Source organism: Robiginitalea aurantiaca (assembly GCF_030380815.1).
GTDB lineage: Bacteria > Bacteroidota > Bacteroidia > Flavobacteriales > Flavobacteriaceae > Robiginitalea > Robiginitalea aurantiaca.
The window spans coordinates 91,750-108,502 of sequence record NZ_JAUDUY010000003.1 but is presented as its reverse complement, the minus strand read 5'-3'; the positions used below and the strand labels follow the sequence as shown (position 1 = coordinate 108,502).

General features: G+C 48.3%; 17 protein-coding genes. 6 read left to right on the top strand and 11 right to left on the bottom strand.

All coding sequences use genetic code 11. From position 1 onward, the window contains the following. Window position 1: 1 nt before the first annotated feature. Both QU605_RS06900 and pdxA read right to left on the bottom strand, forming a co-directional pair. A complete protein-coding gene (locus tag QU605_RS06900) occupies window positions 2-550 on the bottom strand; it encodes a YceD family protein (protein ID WP_289724552.1) in 549 nt (182 codons plus the stop codon). A gap of 64 nt (window positions 551-614) precedes the next feature. Beyond that, the gene (pdxA, locus tag QU605_RS06895; protein ID WP_289724551.1) at window positions 615-1,685 is read right to left on the bottom strand and encodes a 4-hydroxythreonine-4-phosphate dehydrogenase PdxA; all 1,071 of its coding nucleotides are present in this window, start codon (window positions 1,683-1,685) and stop codon (window positions 615-617) included. Window positions 1,686-1,742: 57 nt separating this feature from the next. Here pdxA and QU605_RS06890 point away from each other — a divergent pair, with 57 nt between their 5' ends. Continuing rightward, the gene (locus QU605_RS06890) at window positions 1,743-2,336 is read left to right on the top strand and encodes a riboflavin synthase (protein WP_289724550.1); all 594 of its coding nucleotides are present in this window, start codon (window positions 1,743-1,745) and stop codon (window positions 2,334-2,336) included. Here the strand turns inward: QU605_RS06890 and QU605_RS06885 are convergent. Both QU605_RS06885 and QU605_RS06880 read right to left on the bottom strand, forming a co-directional pair. Continuing rightward, window positions 2,333-3,421, bottom strand: coding sequence for an acyltransferase family protein (locus QU605_RS06885; RefSeq protein ID WP_289724549.1), 1,089 nt, complete (start codon window positions 3,419-3,421; stop codon window positions 2,333-2,335). The genes QU605_RS06890 and QU605_RS06885 overlap by 4 nt on opposite strands. Beyond that, window positions 3,418-5,247 carry a sodium:solute symporter family protein gene (locus QU605_RS06880; RefSeq protein ID WP_289724548.1) on the bottom strand — a complete coding sequence of 610 codons (1,830 nt, stop codon included), beginning with the start codon at window positions 5,245-5,247 and terminating at the stop codon, window positions 3,418-3,420. The genes QU605_RS06885 and QU605_RS06880 overlap by 4 nt, the downstream gene beginning before the upstream one ends. Before the next feature lie 69 nt (window positions 5,248-5,316). Here QU605_RS06880 and QU605_RS06875 point away from each other — a divergent pair, with 69 nt between their 5' ends. Further along, window positions 5,317-6,075, top strand: a complete 759-nt coding sequence (locus QU605_RS06875) for a sulfite exporter TauE/SafE family protein (RefSeq protein WP_289724547.1) — start codon at window positions 5,317-5,319, stop codon at window positions 6,073-6,075. 3 nt (window positions 6,076-6,078) lie between these two features. Here QU605_RS06875 and QU605_RS06870 read toward each other — a convergent pair whose 3' ends face one another. The 3 genes from QU605_RS06870 to QU605_RS06860 all read right to left on the bottom strand — a co-directional run bounded on the left by QU605_RS06870 (window position 6,079) and on the right by QU605_RS06860 (window position 8,371). Beyond that, window positions 6,079-6,492, bottom strand: coding sequence for a YeeE/YedE family protein (locus QU605_RS06870; RefSeq protein ID WP_289724957.1), 414 nt, complete (start codon window positions 6,490-6,492; stop codon window positions 6,079-6,081). Beyond that, complete coding sequence (locus QU605_RS06865) at window positions 6,492-7,052, bottom strand: YeeE/YedE thiosulfate transporter family protein (RefSeq protein WP_289724546.1); 561 nt, start codon at window positions 7,050-7,052, stop codon at window positions 6,492-6,494. The genes QU605_RS06870 and QU605_RS06865 overlap by 1 nt, the downstream gene beginning before the upstream one ends. 71 nt (window positions 7,053-7,123) lie before the next feature. Then, window positions 7,124-8,371 carry an NAD(P)/FAD-dependent oxidoreductase gene (locus QU605_RS06860; protein ID WP_289724545.1) on the bottom strand — a complete coding sequence of 416 codons (1,248 nt, stop codon included), beginning with the start codon at window positions 8,369-8,371 and terminating at the stop codon, window positions 7,124-7,126. A 242-nt stretch (window positions 8,372-8,613) separates the two neighbouring features. Between QU605_RS06860 and QU605_RS06855 the strand changes: the two genes are divergently transcribed. The 4 genes from QU605_RS06855 to QU605_RS06840 are packed head-to-tail and all read left to right on the top strand — an operon-like array spanning window position 8,614 to window position 12,146. After that, window positions 8,614-9,834, top strand: coding sequence for a sulfite oxidase (locus tag QU605_RS06855; RefSeq protein ID WP_289724544.1), 1,221 nt, complete (start codon window positions 8,614-8,616; stop codon window positions 9,832-9,834). Then, complete coding sequence (locus QU605_RS06850; RefSeq protein WP_289724543.1) at window positions 9,834-10,316, top strand: monoheme cytochrome C; 483 nt, start codon at window positions 9,834-9,836, stop codon at window positions 10,314-10,316. The genes QU605_RS06855 and QU605_RS06850 overlap by 1 nt, the downstream gene beginning before the upstream one ends. Further along, window positions 10,300-11,259: a sulfurtransferase gene (locus tag QU605_RS06845; protein WP_289724542.1), complete on the top strand. Its 960-nt coding sequence runs from the start codon at window positions 10,300-10,302 to the stop codon at window positions 11,257-11,259. Before QU605_RS06850 ends, QU605_RS06845 begins: the two co-directional genes overlap by 17 nt. Window positions 11,260-11,261: 2 nt before the next feature. Beyond that, complete coding sequence (locus QU605_RS06840) at window positions 11,262-12,146, top strand: sterol desaturase family protein (protein ID WP_289724541.1); 885 nt, start codon at window positions 11,262-11,264, stop codon at window positions 12,144-12,146. Window positions 12,147-12,158: 12 nt separating this feature from the next. Here the strand turns inward: QU605_RS06840 and QU605_RS06835 are convergent, their stop codons facing one another. The 4 genes from QU605_RS06835 to QU605_RS06820 all read right to left on the bottom strand — a co-directional run bounded on the left by QU605_RS06835 (window position 12,159) and on the right by QU605_RS06820 (window position 16,688). Continuing rightward, entirely contained in the window at window positions 12,159-12,842 is a 684-nt protein-coding gene (locus QU605_RS06835) for an aspartate/glutamate racemase family protein (RefSeq protein ID WP_289724540.1), read from the bottom strand. 21 nt (window positions 12,843-12,863) lie between these two features. Next, window positions 12,864-13,484 carry a Tll0287-like domain-containing protein gene (locus QU605_RS06830; RefSeq protein WP_289724539.1) on the bottom strand — a complete coding sequence of 207 codons (621 nt, stop codon included), beginning with the start codon at window positions 13,482-13,484 and terminating at the stop codon, window positions 12,864-12,866. Between the two features lie 245 nt (window positions 13,485-13,729). Then, on the bottom strand, window positions 13,730-15,142 hold the full coding sequence (locus QU605_RS06825) for an MBL fold metallo-hydrolase (protein WP_289724538.1): 1,413 nt from the start codon (window positions 15,140-15,142) through the stop codon (window positions 13,730-13,732). A gap of 127 nt (window positions 15,143-15,269) precedes the next feature. Continuing rightward, the gene (locus tag QU605_RS06820) at window positions 15,270-16,688 is read right to left on the bottom strand and encodes an MBL fold metallo-hydrolase (RefSeq protein WP_289724537.1); all 1,419 of its coding nucleotides are present in this window, start codon (window positions 16,686-16,688) and stop codon (window positions 15,270-15,272) included. Between the last annotated feature and the right edge of the window lie 65 nt (window positions 16,689-16,753).

Here is a 16,753-nt window from a genome sequence, read left to right as displayed (position 1 = left end):
GCTATTTTTTTTTGTCTATTAGTAAACTCTTTAATGCATCCCATCTGGGATCTATTTCGTTCTCTTCGTTTTTGATCTCTTTTGGCTGTAATTCCTCCAGCCTCTTTAATATTTCTGAATCCAGGGTGCCATCCTTAATCCCGGGGTGTACCCGTTTTGTAGGCACCGACAGTACAAGCATTTCATAAATGTACTGGGCAATATTGAATTGATGTGAGCCCTCAGCAAGAACGAGGATTTCATCATCCTCGTCATTAAAGGCCTCACCGAACTTAATCACCAATTCAAGGTCACTTTCGATAGGCTGGTCATAGGGTTCACTGGTCAGGTCACACGCCAGATTTACCGTACCCTTTGCGCTCAGCGCTAATTCCATCATGGTACTCATTTTATTGAGCACCGCTGTAACCTGTATATCAGCATCATTGAATTCATCGTACTGATACGAGTCAAAGAACGCTTTCTCAATTTGAAAATCAAACTGATGTTTCCCCAGCTTTAATCCCGAAAAAGGAATTTCAAACTCCTTATGCCTCATCTCCTTTTCCATTCAATTAGGGCGTGCAAAGATACTTAATTTTTATAAAAACCAAAGTATTTAAACCAATAATTGACTATCGATCTTCCCCTTTCCCGCGACGTCTCAAGCGGCTCTTTTTAAGTGGATTCCTCGTTAGTTCGTCGTACTGAAACCGCTCACGGAAAATATGTATTCCGGTAAACACAGCTTCTTTAAAAGATTCCGGGTTCGCCTTATTCATTCCGGCAATATCAAAAGCCGTCCCATGATCAGGCGAAGTGCGAATGCGATCCAATCCTGCCGTAAAGTTTACACCCTTACCAAAGGAAAGGGTCTTAAAAGGGATCAGGCCCTGGTCGTGATAGGCAGCTAAAACACCATCGAATTTTAAGTAGGCATCTGAGGCGAAGAAAGTGTCCGCTGCATACGGCCCGAAAACCAAATGTTTGCCTTCAGACAACTCCTTCAGGGCCGGCCTGAGCACGTCGTCATCTTCACTACCAATGACGCCGTCGTCGCCGCTGTGCGGATTGATGCCAAGCACTGCGATTTTAGGCCTGGAAATCCCGAAATCCCGGATAAGGGAATTCTCCATGGCGCGGACCTTTTCGAGAATCAAACCCCTGGTGATAAGCGATGGGGCTTCCTTGACGGGGACATGATCGGTCAGCAATCCGATCTTGAGCGTGTCCGTCACCATAAACATCAGGCTTTTACCCCCGAGTTCCCGAGCGAGATAGTCGGTATGCCCCGGGAATTTAAAATCCTTACTTTGAATCGTCTTTTTATTGATGGGTGCGGTTACCAGGACATCAATACTCCCCTCTTTCAGGGCTTTCACAGCAGCCTGGAGTGATCGTATGGCAAAGGATCCCGCCTTTTCTGTGGGTTGGCCAAATGTAATTTCAGGGGTTTCTTTCCATACATTGACCACATTGACCTTTCCGTGAATGGCATCCGAAGCATCCGGAATCCCATGAAACTTAATCGGTATTTTAAAATGGTTGGAAAGGAATGATATCGTCTTATTGGAAGCAAAAAAAATCGGGGTGCAAAAATCGAGCATCCGGCTGTCTTCGAATGTTTTCAATGCCACTTCCGAACCAATCCCGTTCAAGTCGCCTATTGAAATACCCACTTTAATTTTATCCTCCGTATCCTGCATGAATCTGTACCTTTGTATCTTATAAATCCCGTCAAAATTACTCAATTTCCCCTTACTATGTTTACAGGTATTATCGAAACCCTCGGCACAGTCCAACATCTGGAAAACGACCAGACCAACCTGAATATCACGCTTAAAACTCCTCTGGCGCAAGAGTTAAAAATTGACCAGAGCCTTGCGCACAACGGAGTCTGCCTCACCGTGGTAGCCATCGAAGGCGACTCCTATACGGTTACGGCCATTGAAGAGACCCTGCGGAGAAGCAACCTGGGGGACCTGAAAAAGGGCAATAAGGTCAATCTGGAGCGCGCAATGGCCCTCGGGGCCAGATTGGACGGGCATATCGTTCAGGGGCATGTGGATCAGGTTGCCGAATGCACTCAGGTCGAAGACCTCGGGGGTAGCTGGAAATACCATTTCAAATACGACATGCACCCCAGCCGTATCACCATTGAAAAAGGTTCCATAACAGTAGATGGGGTAAGCCTTACGGTGGTCGATTCAGGCCCGGGCAGTTTTAGTGTTGCCATCATCCCCTACACTTATGATCACACCCGGTTTAAGGAATATAAGGTGGGGAGTCGTGTCAACCTCGAATTCGATATGATTGGTAAATATGTCGCAAGGCTTATGGAGGGATATACCTCCTAAACTTTGATAAAGATCTTTTTCCTGTACATCCACCAACCCAATAACAGGTAAAAGCCCGTAACTGTCAGGCCATAGAGAAGGGAGGAAAATTCCATGGACAATCCCTGATGTACGAATATGGAATTGAATAACTGTTCGTGCAGCGAAACTCCTGCTTCATCCGTTATCTGATAGAAAATACTGCTAATAAAGCTGGAGAGGAAATACACGGTTATCGCGTTGGCTCCGGCATACCGGAAAATACTGCCAAAAGACAAACCGCGGACATCCGAAAAATAGTAAATCAGTGCCAGTACCAGGTTTGCCCATCCGGCGGTAACCAAGACAAAACTGCTGGTCCACAAGGCCTTATTGATCGGAAATACGAGGTCCCAGAGGTGCCCGAGCAGAACCATCCCAACTCCCATGAGGACCATCGAACGGATTTTATTGCCCTTGGGGCCCACCAATACAAGGCCTGTAAAAATGCCAAGTATTGAGGACACAATTGCGGGTAGTGTGCTCAAAATTCCTTCCGGATCATAATCCTCCTTATACATATGGGTTCCCAGAAAGTTCAGGTCGATATAATTTGCCCAATTATTCGCAGCCCGCTCAAAGGTAGGTGCCTGACCCTCTATCGGAATGAATCCCATCCAGACCCAATAGCCGAGCAGAATTGTAATGGCTATACCCAAAAGTACTTTCCAGTTGAAATTCAGGTAGAGTATGGATGCGGCGAAAAAAACAACCCCAATACGCTGTAACACTCCAGGAAAACGGATTTCCTCAAAAGGTAAAATAAAGGGTGACGATATCTTAAACGCCCCCAGAAACAGCCCCAGGCCAATGAGTTTCAGTGTTCGGATTACAATCTTACGGTAAACTGCCGGGCTCGGTTGCTTGTTCCTGTAGGCAAAGACAATGGAGGTTCCTACAATAAACAGGAAGAAGGGAAAAACGAGATCCGTCGGGGTGTATCCATGCCAGGTCGCATGTCGCAAAGGCGGATATACTGCCGACCAGGTTCCCGGGGTATTGACCAGAATCATCAGGGCAATCGTCAAGCCCCTGAAAATGTCTACTGAAACAATGCGCTCTCTCATAAGATATCACCTTTTATTTTACTCCAAATCCGTTTTAACAACCAGGCTGAAACAATCACCGCGACTGTTAGCCCCGTGGCCAGGGGATAGTTTCCATAAATCCAGTTCCCTGTCGCAAACATGCAGCTGTACACGAGCAGGCATCCCAGTAACATGGCCAGAATTCCGGAAGGCACACTCCATTTCTTTCCAAGATCCAACTCCACACCTTCTCTTTTCGCCTGATCGACAATACGCTTCCAGCCAGGACCGCCAGGCTGGGTCCTTTTGTAAAATGCCCTGAGCGTCTCCGCACGTTCGGCAGGTGTGGCAAAAGTCACGACCAGCCAGACGATTGAAGTAATCAGGACGACCACAGGGAACTTACTCCAGGCAGGCAACAGCCCTTCTAAAACCTCCCCTGACGGAGCGGCTCCCCCAAAGAGATAGCTGCCCAAACTCGTAAAATTAAATAAGATGGAAATCAGCCCCGATATAAACATGGCTGATATCTCACTCCAGGCGTTAATGCGCCACCAGAACCATCTCAAAATAAATATCAGGCCGGTACCCGCACCAAACATCAGGATAATATCAAAGAGCTGGAGCGCATTGGTCAGAAAGAGCGCGAGGATCGCGCTGAAAACCATGAGAACCACAGTGGTGATACGTCCCACAGCAACCAGTTCACGCTCGGAGGCTTCAGGCTTAATTTGTTGCTTGTAGAAATCATTGACCACATAGGAGGATCCCCAGTTCAGGTGCGTTGAGATCGTAGACATATAAGCCGCTCCCAGGGAAGCGAGGACAATCCCGAGAAGGCCCGGCGGCAATTTGGTGAGCATGGCCGAATAGGCCAGGTCATTGCCCAACTTGCTTTCTTCTACATTCGGGAAGGCTTCGTGTATGCTCGCCACATCCGGAAAAACGACCAGGGAAGCCAGGGCAACCAGAATCCATGGCCAGGGACGCAGCGCATAGTGCATGATATTGAAAAAAAACGTCGCCCCCACCGCGTGATTTTCATTTTTTGCTGCCAGCATCCGCTGGGCAATATAACCACCTCCTCCGGGTTCTGCGCCCGGATACCAGGCACTCCACCATTGGACGGCCAGAGGGATGATCAGGATTCCAATAAGGGCTTCAGTGTCCGAGAAATCGGGTAGTATAGAGAGCTTACCCGCAACGTTTTCATGCGCTAAAAGTTGGGTTACGCCACCTACTTCCGGAATATTTACAAGGTAATAAGCTGCGCCTACCGCCCCAGCAAGGGCGACAAAAAAGAGCAGGAAATCTGTATAAACCACGCCCCGAAAACCGCCGGCAGCGCTAAATATCACCGTGATGACTCCGCCGATCAGAACGGTTTGTACCGGGGATAAGCCCAACATGACCTGTCCTATTTTGATCGCCGCCAGTGTAACCGCGGACATGGCGAGAATATTAAATATGATTCCCAGGTATACCGCCCTGAATCCTCTTAAGAAATGTGCGGGTTTCCCACCGTAACGGAGGTCGTAGAACTCCATATCCGTAGTTACCCCGGAGCGTCTCCACAGTTTTGCGTAGACAAAAACGGTGAGGAGCCCGGTAAGTAAGAATGCCCACCAGACCCAGTTACCGGATACTCCATTGACCCGGACAATATCGGTGACAAGGTTGGGCGTGTCCGTTGAAAACGTGGTGGCGACCATGGAAAAGCCAAGAAGCCACCAGGGCATGCTCCGCCCGGATAAGAAATATTCTGCAGTGCTTTTTCCCGATTTACGGGAAACCCCGATTCCGATTCCAAGTACAAGGGTGAAAAACCCAATAATAAAGGCGTAATCCAGGGTGGTGAGTTCCATAGTTTGGTAGCGGTTACCGGCTAAAGATATTATATTTTAAAATACCTTTAGGCTCTGACCCGTTTCCCAATGCTTTACTTTCTCTTTCAACCTGATCAGGGTACAACCCCATATTTAATTGCCCTGGCCGGCGCCCTGGTCCTGGGTCTTGCCAAGTCAGGATTGAAAGGAACCGGAATCTTTGCAGTAACCCTGATGGCCCTGGCATTTGGGGCGCGCCAGTCAACTGGCCAGATTTTACCCCTGCTGATGTTTGGGGATCTATTCGCTGTCCTGTACTACAACAGACATGCCCGATGGGATCATTTAAAGCGATTCATCCCCTGGATGGTGCTCGGGATTGTGCTCGGGGCGTGGGTTGGCAAAGACCTGCCGGAGCAAGTCTTCAAATGGGCAATGGCAGTCATCATCCTGGGGAGTGTGCTTTTGATGGGATGGTGGGATATCCGAAAATCCAAACGCGTCCCACAGCACCCTGCCTTTGCGGGGTTTATGGGTTTGGCAGCCGGGGTTACCACAATGATCGGGAATCTGGCCGGGCCTTTTTCCAACCTTTACTTTCTGGCAATGCGCCTTCCCAAAAATGAATTTATCGGAACCGCGGCCTGGCTTTTCTTACTGACCAACTGGTTTAAACTGCCCCTGCATATTTTTGTGTGGAAGACCATTGACGCAGAAGTACTCCGGACAGACCTTTGGCTGTTGCCCGGAGTTCTGGTCGGTCTTTTTGCCGGGGTACGACTGGTCCGGCTTATTCGGGACACTTCCTACCGCAGGATAATCCTTTTTCTCACTGCCCTGGGGGCCATACTGATTATGGTTCAGTAAAGGTTAATGGGGGAGTTTATCCCGCACTACCCCGTACAACCACGTCCCGGCTACCGCCCCTGCGATAACGATCAGAATAGGCATGTACCCGGCCCCGACAAGGGTGAACATCGGTCCTGGGCAGGCACCTGCCAGGGCCCAACCCAAACCAAATATAAACCCACCAATTATATAGCGCGGAACGCTTTTTTCCTTGGGTTCAAATTCAATGGGCTCCCCGTAAAAGGACTTGACACCAAAGCGTTTTATAATCTGTACAATGATCACTCCAAGCACAACTGCAGTCCCGATAATACCATACATGTGGAAAGCATCGAACTTGAACATCTCGTAGATCCGAAACCAGCTCGCGGCTTCAGATTTAAACATTGTAATACCAAAAAAGATTCCAATAAGTAGATAACTCAGACTTCGCATCATCCAAAAATTAAGGGGTATAAGAAATAAATCATGACCATTCCTCCGGCAAAAAATCCGATTACCGCAAGCAGCGATGGCCATTGCAGATTGCTCAGGCCCGAAATGGCGTGGCCGGAGGTACATCCGCCGGCGTATCTGGCTCCAAAACCGACCATAAACCCGCCCAGGGCGAGCAGCAATATTGTTTTCGGGTTTGTCCAGATACCGGAATCGAAAAGTTCATCCGGGAGGTACTCTTTGCCTGCGCTGTTAAAGCCCAGTGTCTGCAATTCAGCAACGGTTTTCGGATTGATGTCTACCGCCACATCGGTACTCAGGTGATTCGCACCAATGTACCCCCCGATGATGGCTCCTAAAACCACAATCAGGTTCCATTTCTGGGACTTCCAGTCGAACTGGAAAAACTCCGAGCTCTTCCCCGCTCCGCAAAGCGTACAAAAAGTCCTAAGGTTGGATGACATCCCAAAATTCTTTCCAACCAGCAAAAGCAAAAGCATAACCAGCGCAATTGCCGCCCCGGAAACATACCAGGGCCAGGGTTCCATAATCAAATTCATATCTGTATTTTTAAAAAGCTAAATCGATTTGCAAAGCAAATGCTTTCATTTGGATATCCGGGTAACCCAGGTTACACATCCTGACCCTTGAGCATTTTGTTCCAATAGAGATAGGGAAGGCCGTACTTCTTCAGCATCCACAACCTCCAGTGCTCCCGGTACGAGTCCGTTATTCCCATCAGTTTCAGCTTGGGATCCGGAGTAAAATTGTTGTCGTAATCAAATTCCGCAAGCACCATTTTCCCATAATCCGTAACGATAGGACATGAGGAATACCCATTATAGGTAGTCGTACCCAGGATATTCCTGGACTTTAGGAGCTGGATATTCTCAACGATAACCGGAACCTGTTTGCGGATCGCAGCGCCCGTTTTGGCCGCCGGGATCCCGGCAACATCCCCAAGCCCAAAAACGTTGGGGTAGTCAGGGCTCTGCATGGTGTGTTTATCGATGTTCAACCATTTTCCTTCATTGGCCAGAGGTGAATCCTGAATGAATTTCGGGGCTGTGGAAGGAGGGGCTGTATGCATCATATCAAAGTGGATGCCGGTCAGGTCCCCGTCTTTTTCGATCCGGATATCCTTGTGGTTGTATTCCCGCTCATGGTCCATAAAAGAATACCAGGCTATCCGGTTCGGGCCGTCTACCTTTACCAGTTTATAGCCAAATCTGAGGTTGATATCCTTGCGATCAACGATTTCCAGAAGTGTTTTCTTAACCTCCGGAACCCCGAAAATCGTAGTTCCGGGAGTCGCAAAAACCACATCGGTTTTATCCCGGACCCCGGCTTTCCTGTAGTAGCTTTCAGCAAGGTACATGATTTTCTGAGGAGCTCCCCCGCATTTTATAGGAGTGGCCGGCTGGGTAAAAAGCGCAGTCCCCCCTTTGAAGTTTTTAAGCACTTCCCAGGTGTGTTCCGGGTCTGTGTAATTACTGCAAACCACGTCCTTGTCCATGGCATCGCCAAGGCCGGGAACAAGGCTCCAGTCATAAACCAATCCCGGGGCAACAACGAGGTAATCGTAGGTCAGGTCACCACTGGATTTAGTCATTACTGTATTGGCCTCGGGCTTAAATCCCGTTGCACTATCCTGAATCCAGGTAGCTCTTTTGGGTATGACAGAGCGCATCGGGCGGGCGGTCTTTTTGTAATCAAAAGTTCCGGCACCTACAAGGGTCCAGGCTGGCTGGTAATAATGAGTTTCTGCCGGTTCAATGATTCCGACTTTAAGGGATTTGTCCTCCTGCAACAATTTGGCGGCAGTCATAATGCCCCCTGTTCCTCCGCCGATTACAAGAATTTCGAAATGTGATTCCATAGTAGTACAGGTTGTTTAAAGAACTTTAAAGGTAAATATTTCTACTCCTTTTCATTGTAACAAAGGTTACACTAAGTGGAATAAAACTGCGTATTTGTGGCTGCCGGCGCTTTTGGGCTGGAATCCGGCCATTTGGGATTTAAAGCAAAAAATAAAGCCGACCCCCCGGCATTGTAACCAAGGTTACAGATCATTCTGCCAAAATCCCTTAAGTTTATGAATTATTCTCAATTCGCATTCACATGAACCGAAGAAAATTTGTTCAGAATTCCGGTCTAAGCGCCATGGCTGCGTTACTCGGTACCGAAATTGTTTTTGGCGGTGTGCTGCCAAAAGGATATATCCCATTGGGCCTTCAGGATCCGGATCCCTTCAAGATGTTCGATAAGGATCAGGAGATGAAAGTCCTCAATGACAAACCATGGAATATTGAATCTCTGGCCCATTTGCTGGACGATCCGATCACTCCGAACAGGTATATGTTTATTCGTAACAATGGGATCATTCCACAGGAAATTGACCCCGGCACCTGGACGCTTAGCTTTGACGGTGAATCCGTTCAGGGCAACAAAAGCTACAGCCTTTCTGAGCTTAAATCCCGTTTTTCTGTACATACCTATCAATTGACCATTGAGTGCGGAGGCAATGGAAGAAGCGAATTCAACCCGCCTGCCAAAGGAAATCAATGGAGCGTTGGAGCCGTTCATAGTGCCGAATGGACAGGAGTGCGCCTTAGGGATGTCCTGGAAGATGTAGGCGTCAAATCGGATGCGGTTTATATCGGGTTTCACGCTGCAGACACCCACCTTAGCGGAGACCCAAAGAAAGAACCCATCTCCAGGGGTTTCCCGATGGCCAAAGCGATGCAGGATGAGACCCTCCTCGCTTTTCAAATGAACGGAGCAGACATCCCACTGGCCCACGGACATCCGCTTCGGCTTGTTGCCGGTGGCTGGCCTGCGTCAACCTCGGGCAAATGGCTCACGGGCATCAGTGTGCGCAACCAGGTACATGACGGGCCCAAAATGACCGGGGATTCCTACCGGGTCCCTTGCAATCCCGTGGCTCCCGGCACAAAAGTAGCGGATGAAGACCTCTGCATCATCGAGTCCATGCCTGTAAAATCGCTTATTACCTATCCGAAGACCGGAGCGACACTTCCCCTCGGGAAATCACTGTCTTTCAGGGGACATGCCTGGGCAGGGGAACTCGAAGTCACAAAAATGCAATACTCCATAGATTTTGGAAGTACCTGGAAGGACTGTACCCTTGAAGCGCCTGCCAACCGTTTGGCGTGGCAACATTTTTCAGGGGTAGCAGAATTCCCGAAAAAAGGATATTACGAGGTTTGGGCCCGGGCAATTGACAGCAAGGGCAATGCCCAGCCGATGGTCCTGCCCGGATGGAATCCGAAAGGATACCTCAACAATGCCTGCCACCGAATTGCCGTAAAAATCAGCTGATGGAAAATCCGGCAAGTAAATTTGAACAAAGCGCACGTGCGATATCGAGGATGATGGGGATTATCTTCGCGATGTTCATGGTCGTGGGGGGATTCCTGGTATACCTGATGATCGACCCCACCCTCTCCGCATTTTCCCCTGAACCGGAAGCACTCGTCGTGGTTACGCCTCCCGAAGAAGATGATTTCGACAAAATTGAGAACGGGATTCACCTGCGAACCGGATTTGTTGAAGGTGAAGGCCTTATGACGGTAGTGAATAACTGTACAAATTGCCATTCTGCGAAACTGGTCACCCAAAACCGGATGAACGCCGAAGGATGGCGCTCCACAATCAAATGGATGCAGGAAACCCAGAACCTTTGGGATCTGGGTAAGAATGAAGACATCATCGTGGCCTATCTGGCTACCTATTACGCGCCTGGTGAAAAAGGACGCCGTCAGAACCTCGAGAATATTCAATGGTATGCGCTGGAAGAATAAGCTTTTGATCCTGCTCATTATGCTCTCCGCCTGCCGGGGGAGGGAAGTCACGCCTCTGGATTCCGAAAAAGCCGGGGTAAAAACCCTTAATTATGCGCATCCGGAATCGTTGATCGAGGTGGACGAACTTTTGGCGATTCAGAATAATGAAGACATCCGGATCATTGATTTCAGAGAACGGGAGGCCTTCGATCAGGGTCATCTCGAAGGTGCAATCCCCCTTTGGCGCAGTGATATTGAGGATCATACGCACCATGTGCGGGGCATGATGGCCACAAAATCTGAAATTGAAAAATTACTGTCCTCCCACGGCATCTCTTCAAAAGACAGCCTGATTCTCTACGACGATCAGGGCAATGTGAATGCAGCACGCCTGTGGTGGGTTCTAAGAACCTATGGCTTTAACCAGGTGCGGTTGCTCAACGGGGGATTACAGAGTTGGCAGAATGAAAAAGGGGAGGTCAGCATTGCCTATGAACCCCGTCCTGAAGGATCATTCAGGTTTCCCCTGAGGGACGCGCCTCACCTGAAAATTGAAAAGGACAGTTTGCATTCCCTTCTTGTAGCGGAACACGGAACCCTGATAGATGCCCGGACTACCGATGAACACTCAGGAAAGCGAATAAAAAAAGGGGCTAAAACCGCAGGGCGTATTCCCGGAAGCATCAACATCGACTGGGCGCACGCTGTGGACTTTCACGGAACCAAGAAATTCCGTACCCTGGAAGAATTAACTAAGGTTTACAAAGGCCTGCCGGAAGACAAGGACACCCCTGTCGTGGTATATTGCCATTCGGGTGTTCGTTCGGCTCATACTTTTTTTGTTTTAACGCAACTATTAGGATATACCCGGGTCTACAACTATGATGGATCCTGGTTGGAATGGAGTGCTTCGGAAGGAGCCCCGATAGAAAAAGACAGTACCACATTAATTTTACAGTAGCTATGGAAAAATATTTTGACGCATTTGGAAACGCCTTTATGGGGACACTGCAATGGACCTGGAAGTCTATCTTATTCGAGGTCCCCTGGTATACGAATTACTTCTGGGGACTTATAGCCATTTCCCTGATCGTATGGATGCTTGAAATCGCATTCCCCTGGAGGAAGGACCAGTCCATTTTCCGGAAGGACTTCTGGCTGGATGCCTTTTATATGTTCTTTAATTTCTTCATTTTCGCCATCGTCATCAGCGGGGTATACAAGATGCTGGAAGTGCTTTTTTCAGATATTGGCATCACCGCGAAGAGCCTGGCTATAGTGGATATGAGTGCCTGGCCTATGTGGCTGCAACTCCTGGTATTCTTTATTGTACTGGATTTTGTACAGTGGTTCACCCATATCCTGCTGCACAAATACCGGGTGCTATGGAATTTCCACAAGGTGCATCACAGCGTTAAGGAAATGGGGTTTGCGGCCCATCTGAGATATCACTGGATGGAGAATGTACTCTACAAACCGCTAAAGGTTTTCGGGGTGATGATCCTTGGAGGTTTTGAACCGGAACAGGCCTATATTGTGCACTTTATCGCCATTTCCATTGGACATCTTAACCATGCGAATATCAAACTCACCTGGGGTCCGTTGAAATACGTTTTCAACAACCCGGTAATGCATCTCTACCATCATGCATACGTCCTTCCGGAGGGCTCATTCGGTGTGAACTTTGGTATAAGCCTGAGTCTCTGGGATTATATTTTCAAAACGAATTACGTTCCGGAGGACAGTGGAACCATTGAACTGGGGTTCCCTGGAGATGCAGATTTCCCAAAGGATTTTGTACACCAGAATCTCTACGGATTCACAAAACCTAAAAAGGGCAACGGATAGGCTGCTTCCTGATCAGGAATCCAGGATAAAATCAATGGCCATTTGTGCATGCAGGTCAGTGGTGGCTAAACCGGGCAGCGGTAACGCTCCGGCCTCTAGCAGTAAAGGCAACTCTGTACACCCGAGAATGACCCCATCGGCTCCCCGTGCTTTTAGGAGTTCAATCTGAGTAGTGAAAAAGCTTCGCGCCTGATCTGTAAACTTCCCGCGCGTAAGTTCTTCTGAAACATAGGTGTGGGCCTGGGAGAGGCAATGCGATTCGGGGATCAGGGTTTGGATGCCATATTTTTCTTCCAGTACCTTTGGGATAAAGGACCCGGTCATCGTAGGCCGATTGCCGAGAAGCGCTAATTTCTTCAACCCGAGCCTTTTGGCCTCCTGCCCAGTGGCATCTGCAATGTGCAGGATGGGCACCTCGATTTGGGGCTGTACAAAATCGTAAACCATATGAGGTGTATTCGCGCAAATCAGGATAGCTTCTGCCCCGGCATCGATCAGTCTTCGGGAAACCTCCAGATATTTAGCGTTGATTTTTTCGCGGTTCTGCTCCCGCATGATCTCGATGTTGATGCTGTAAAGGATGAGTTCAGGATTTCCCTGGGTGCCGATCCTGGCCCCAACACCCTCATTGATCATCTTGTAATAGGCCATAGTGGAATGCCATGAAGTACCTCCGATTAAACCAATTGTTCTCATGTGCTACGGTGCTTTAAAAGTTTAATTTTCTGAGAAGGACACTTTCCAGAGTCCCCGCAGTTGATTGGACGAATATCCCGTTGCCTGATCCTGCGGATAGTATTCCTCCAGGATCGTAAGGACGTCTGGACGAATATCATCCCCGGGGGCGCCATGGCATTTAAGACATAGGTTATTGGTCAGGATGGGATAGTAAAAATTCGTACGGTCATCCTGACGAACCACCAGGCCTTCAGGACTCTGTCCCTGACTCAATTCAGTTCTGTAATTCGAAATTAATTTCATCTCTTCGGCCCCGGCCATATTAACAGGGTTCCTGGGCTTGTCTGAGATCCTGCTTATAGATGCGCCGAATTTTTTCGAAAGGCTGTCCGTGATGGGTAATGCCTCTACCTTGCAGAACACAATAGCTTCCTTTATTCCGGATTTCTGAATTTCCGATTGGAGTGTTTTACCCAGTGTCCCCTGAACCGCCATGGCGTATTCCATGCCTTTTTCCTGATAGTCCGCCGAGTTCAATTCATTTCCCTTTTCACCTGTTGAAGCTTCAGAGTGGGAAGGCAGTACTTGTTTTTGGTTTTGGGTGTCTTTGCAGCCCAGCAGTACGGCCAGCAGAAAGACAGGAATTAAAAGATATTTCATCGATTCGGATTTTCGGAAATTTTCAGGTCAGTCAAAAAAAAAGCGGCCCGCTACATCAGGCCGCTTTTATCACTAAAAACAATCAACTCAACCATCTAAATTTTAACTGCCTGCCTGAATAAATCAGGACTTAAGCTTTTATTCTTATGGCTTTTTCAACCACAATACTAATTTAGGTATTTCGGTTTCCCGCTACAGTAACTTTGGTTACATAACTGAAAAATCTGTAAAAAAAGATTTAACGGTTACAGCGTACTTGGGCAAACGTAATCCGATACCGGAAGACCGGCTTCCTTTATCGCTTTAAAACCTCCGGAAACATCCACCAGATTGTGAATTCCACGACTTTTAAGAATGGAAGCGGCAATCATGCTTCGGTAACCCCCGGCACAGTGAAGATAAAAGACCTCCTCTTTTGGGAAACCACTCAAAAAGTCATTCAGGTAGTCCAGAGGCGTGTTTTCGGCCTCTAAAAGATGTTCAGAAAGGTATTCACTTTCTTTCCTTACGTCAAAGACCTTGGTTTGCGGATCTTCAGACATAAGCACTTTCAATTGCTTTGGAGCTACCGGACTCACCGTGTCGTATTCTTTGGAAGCTTTCCGCCATGCCTCAAAACCACCCTCGAGGTATCCCAGGGTATTATCGAATCCCACTCTGGAAAGTCGGGTGACCGCTTCTTCTTCCCGGCCTTCGGGAACGACAAGCAGAATCGGTTGGGCCGTATCCGCAACCAGGGCGCCTACCCAAGGGGCAAAACTGCCGTCAAGACCAATAAAAATGGAACGGGGTATGTGTCCTTTTGCAAAATCATCCTCACTGCGAACATCAAGTACCACAGCCCCTGTTTCGTTGGCTGCAACTTCAAAAGCATCCGGAGAAAGGGCTTTAGTTCCGCGTTCCAGGACCTGATCTATGTCTTCATACCCCTCTTTATTCATCTTTACATTCAGGGGAAAATAATTCGGGGGAGGTAACAGGCCATCGGTTACCTCAGCCACAAACTCTTCCCGGGTCATGTCCGGACGAAGGGCGTAGTTCGTCTTTTTTTGATTCCCCAGCGTGTCTACGGTTTCCTTGGACATGTTTTTGCCACATGCAGATCCCGCCCCGTGTGCCGGGTAAACGATAATATCGTCAGCCAGGGGCATGATTTTGGATCTCAGACTGTCAAAGAGCGTAGAGGCAAGTTGTTCCTGGGTCATGTCGGCGGCCTTTTGGGCCAGGTCGGGACGACCAACATCACCTAAAAACAAAGTGTCTCCGCTAAAAATAGCGTGGTCCTTTCCTTCTGCATCCCGGAGCAAATACGTAGTACTCTCCATGGTGTGTCCCGGGGTATGGAGCACCACCAGGGTCAGGTCTCCAATTTTGAACTCCTGCCCGTCTTCGGCAATTATTGCTTCAAAACTTGGGTTTGCCAGGGGGCCAAAAACGATTGGCGCACCCGTTTTTCGCGACAGGGTCAGGTGTCCACTGACAAAATCGGCGTGAAAGTGGGTTTCAAAAATATATTTGATTTCAGCCCGGTCCTGCCGTGCCCTTTTGATATAGGGGCCCACTTCCCTCAAGGGGTCAATGATGGCGGCCTCACCCTTACTCTCAATATAATATGCTCCCTGTGCCAGGCAACCTGTATAAATCTGTTCTATTATCATGGTACTATTTTCCAAATTAAAACTTAGGCAAATTTAAGAATAAACGTCGGTCCATACAGTAACCAGGGTTACACAAGAAAAAGCCCGCCTGAAATCAGGCGGGCCTCAAACTGTTACAGGTGAACTCCTACAACAGGGTAGAAGGACATACGTACTCCGATTTTGGCATGGAGGTCTCCTTAAGCTCGTCAAAGCCTCCGATTATATCTGAGAAGTTATCCCATCCCCTTTGTTTCAGGATTGAGGATGCAATCATACTCCGATAGCCTCCGGCACAGTGGATCAAAAAAGGTTTTTCCTTTGGGAATTGTGCAAGGTGCTGATTGATTTCATTCAATGGAACATTAATCGCATCGATCAGGTGTTCTGAATCGTATTCACTTTTCTTGCGAACATCGATGATCAGTGGCAGTGCATCTTTTTCAAATTGCTTTACCACCTCACCAACTTCAACCCTTCCGGCTGTTTCGTAATCCTTTCCTGATTTTGCCCAGGTTTCAAAGCCTCCGGTCAAAAAGCCAAGGGTATTATCGTATCCTACCCTGGATAGACGGGTAACGGCCTCCTCTTCTTTTTCAGGATAGGTGACCAGAAGAAGTGGTTGTTTTACATCCGGGATCATTTCGCCTACCCATTGGGCAAAGTTACCTTCCAACCCAATATTGATGCTGTTGGGAATAAAGCCTTTCGCAAAATCCGAGGCATCCCGGGTATCGAGGACCAGGGCGCCTGTTTCGTTTGCAGCGGCCTCAAAGGCTTCAGGGCTTAAAGGCTGGGTACCCCTTTCCATAATCTCGTCCAGGGACTCGTACCCCTGAATGTTCAACAGAACGTTCTGAGGGAAATATCCGGGAGGGGCGGTTAATCCGGTGAGCAGCTCTTTGATAAACTCCTCACGGGTCATATCGGCCCTCAAGGCGTAATTGACCTTTTTCTGATTCCCAAGGGTATCTGTGGTTTCCTTGCTCATCATCTTACCACAGGCGGAACCCGCACCGTGATTGGGATAAACGATAAGGTGGTCGGGCAAGGGCATGATTTTATTTCGCAGGGAATCAAAGAGGTGGCTGGCAAGCTTCTCTTCAGTTAGTTCGGAAACCACGTGCTGAGCGAGGTCCGGACGCCCTACATCTCCAATAAATAAGGTGTCCCCTGTAATAATCCCGTGCATTTTGTCATTTTCATCTATCAGCAAATATGTGGTACTCTCCATCGTATGCCCTGGGGTATGGATTACCTTGACCTTGTAATCCCCTACAGTAAACACCTGCCCATCCTCTGCTATGGTGGCATCATATCCGGGTTTGGCATTCGGGCCAAAAACAATAGCTGCTCCGGTCTTCTTCTGGAGATCGAGGTGTCCACTGACAAAGTCAGCGTGGAAATGCGTCTCAAAAACATATTTGATTTCCGCATTATCTATCTGGGCCCTGTCGATATAAGGCTGAACCTCCCTGAGCGGGTCAAAAACTGCTGCTTCTCCTTTGCTTTCGATGTAATAGGCTGCGTGAGCAAGACATCCTGTATAAATTTGTTCAACTTTCATCTTTCTTTACTTTTTTGATTTTACTTGAAATAAAAGTACGACTACACTGCCATACGTTCAGTCAC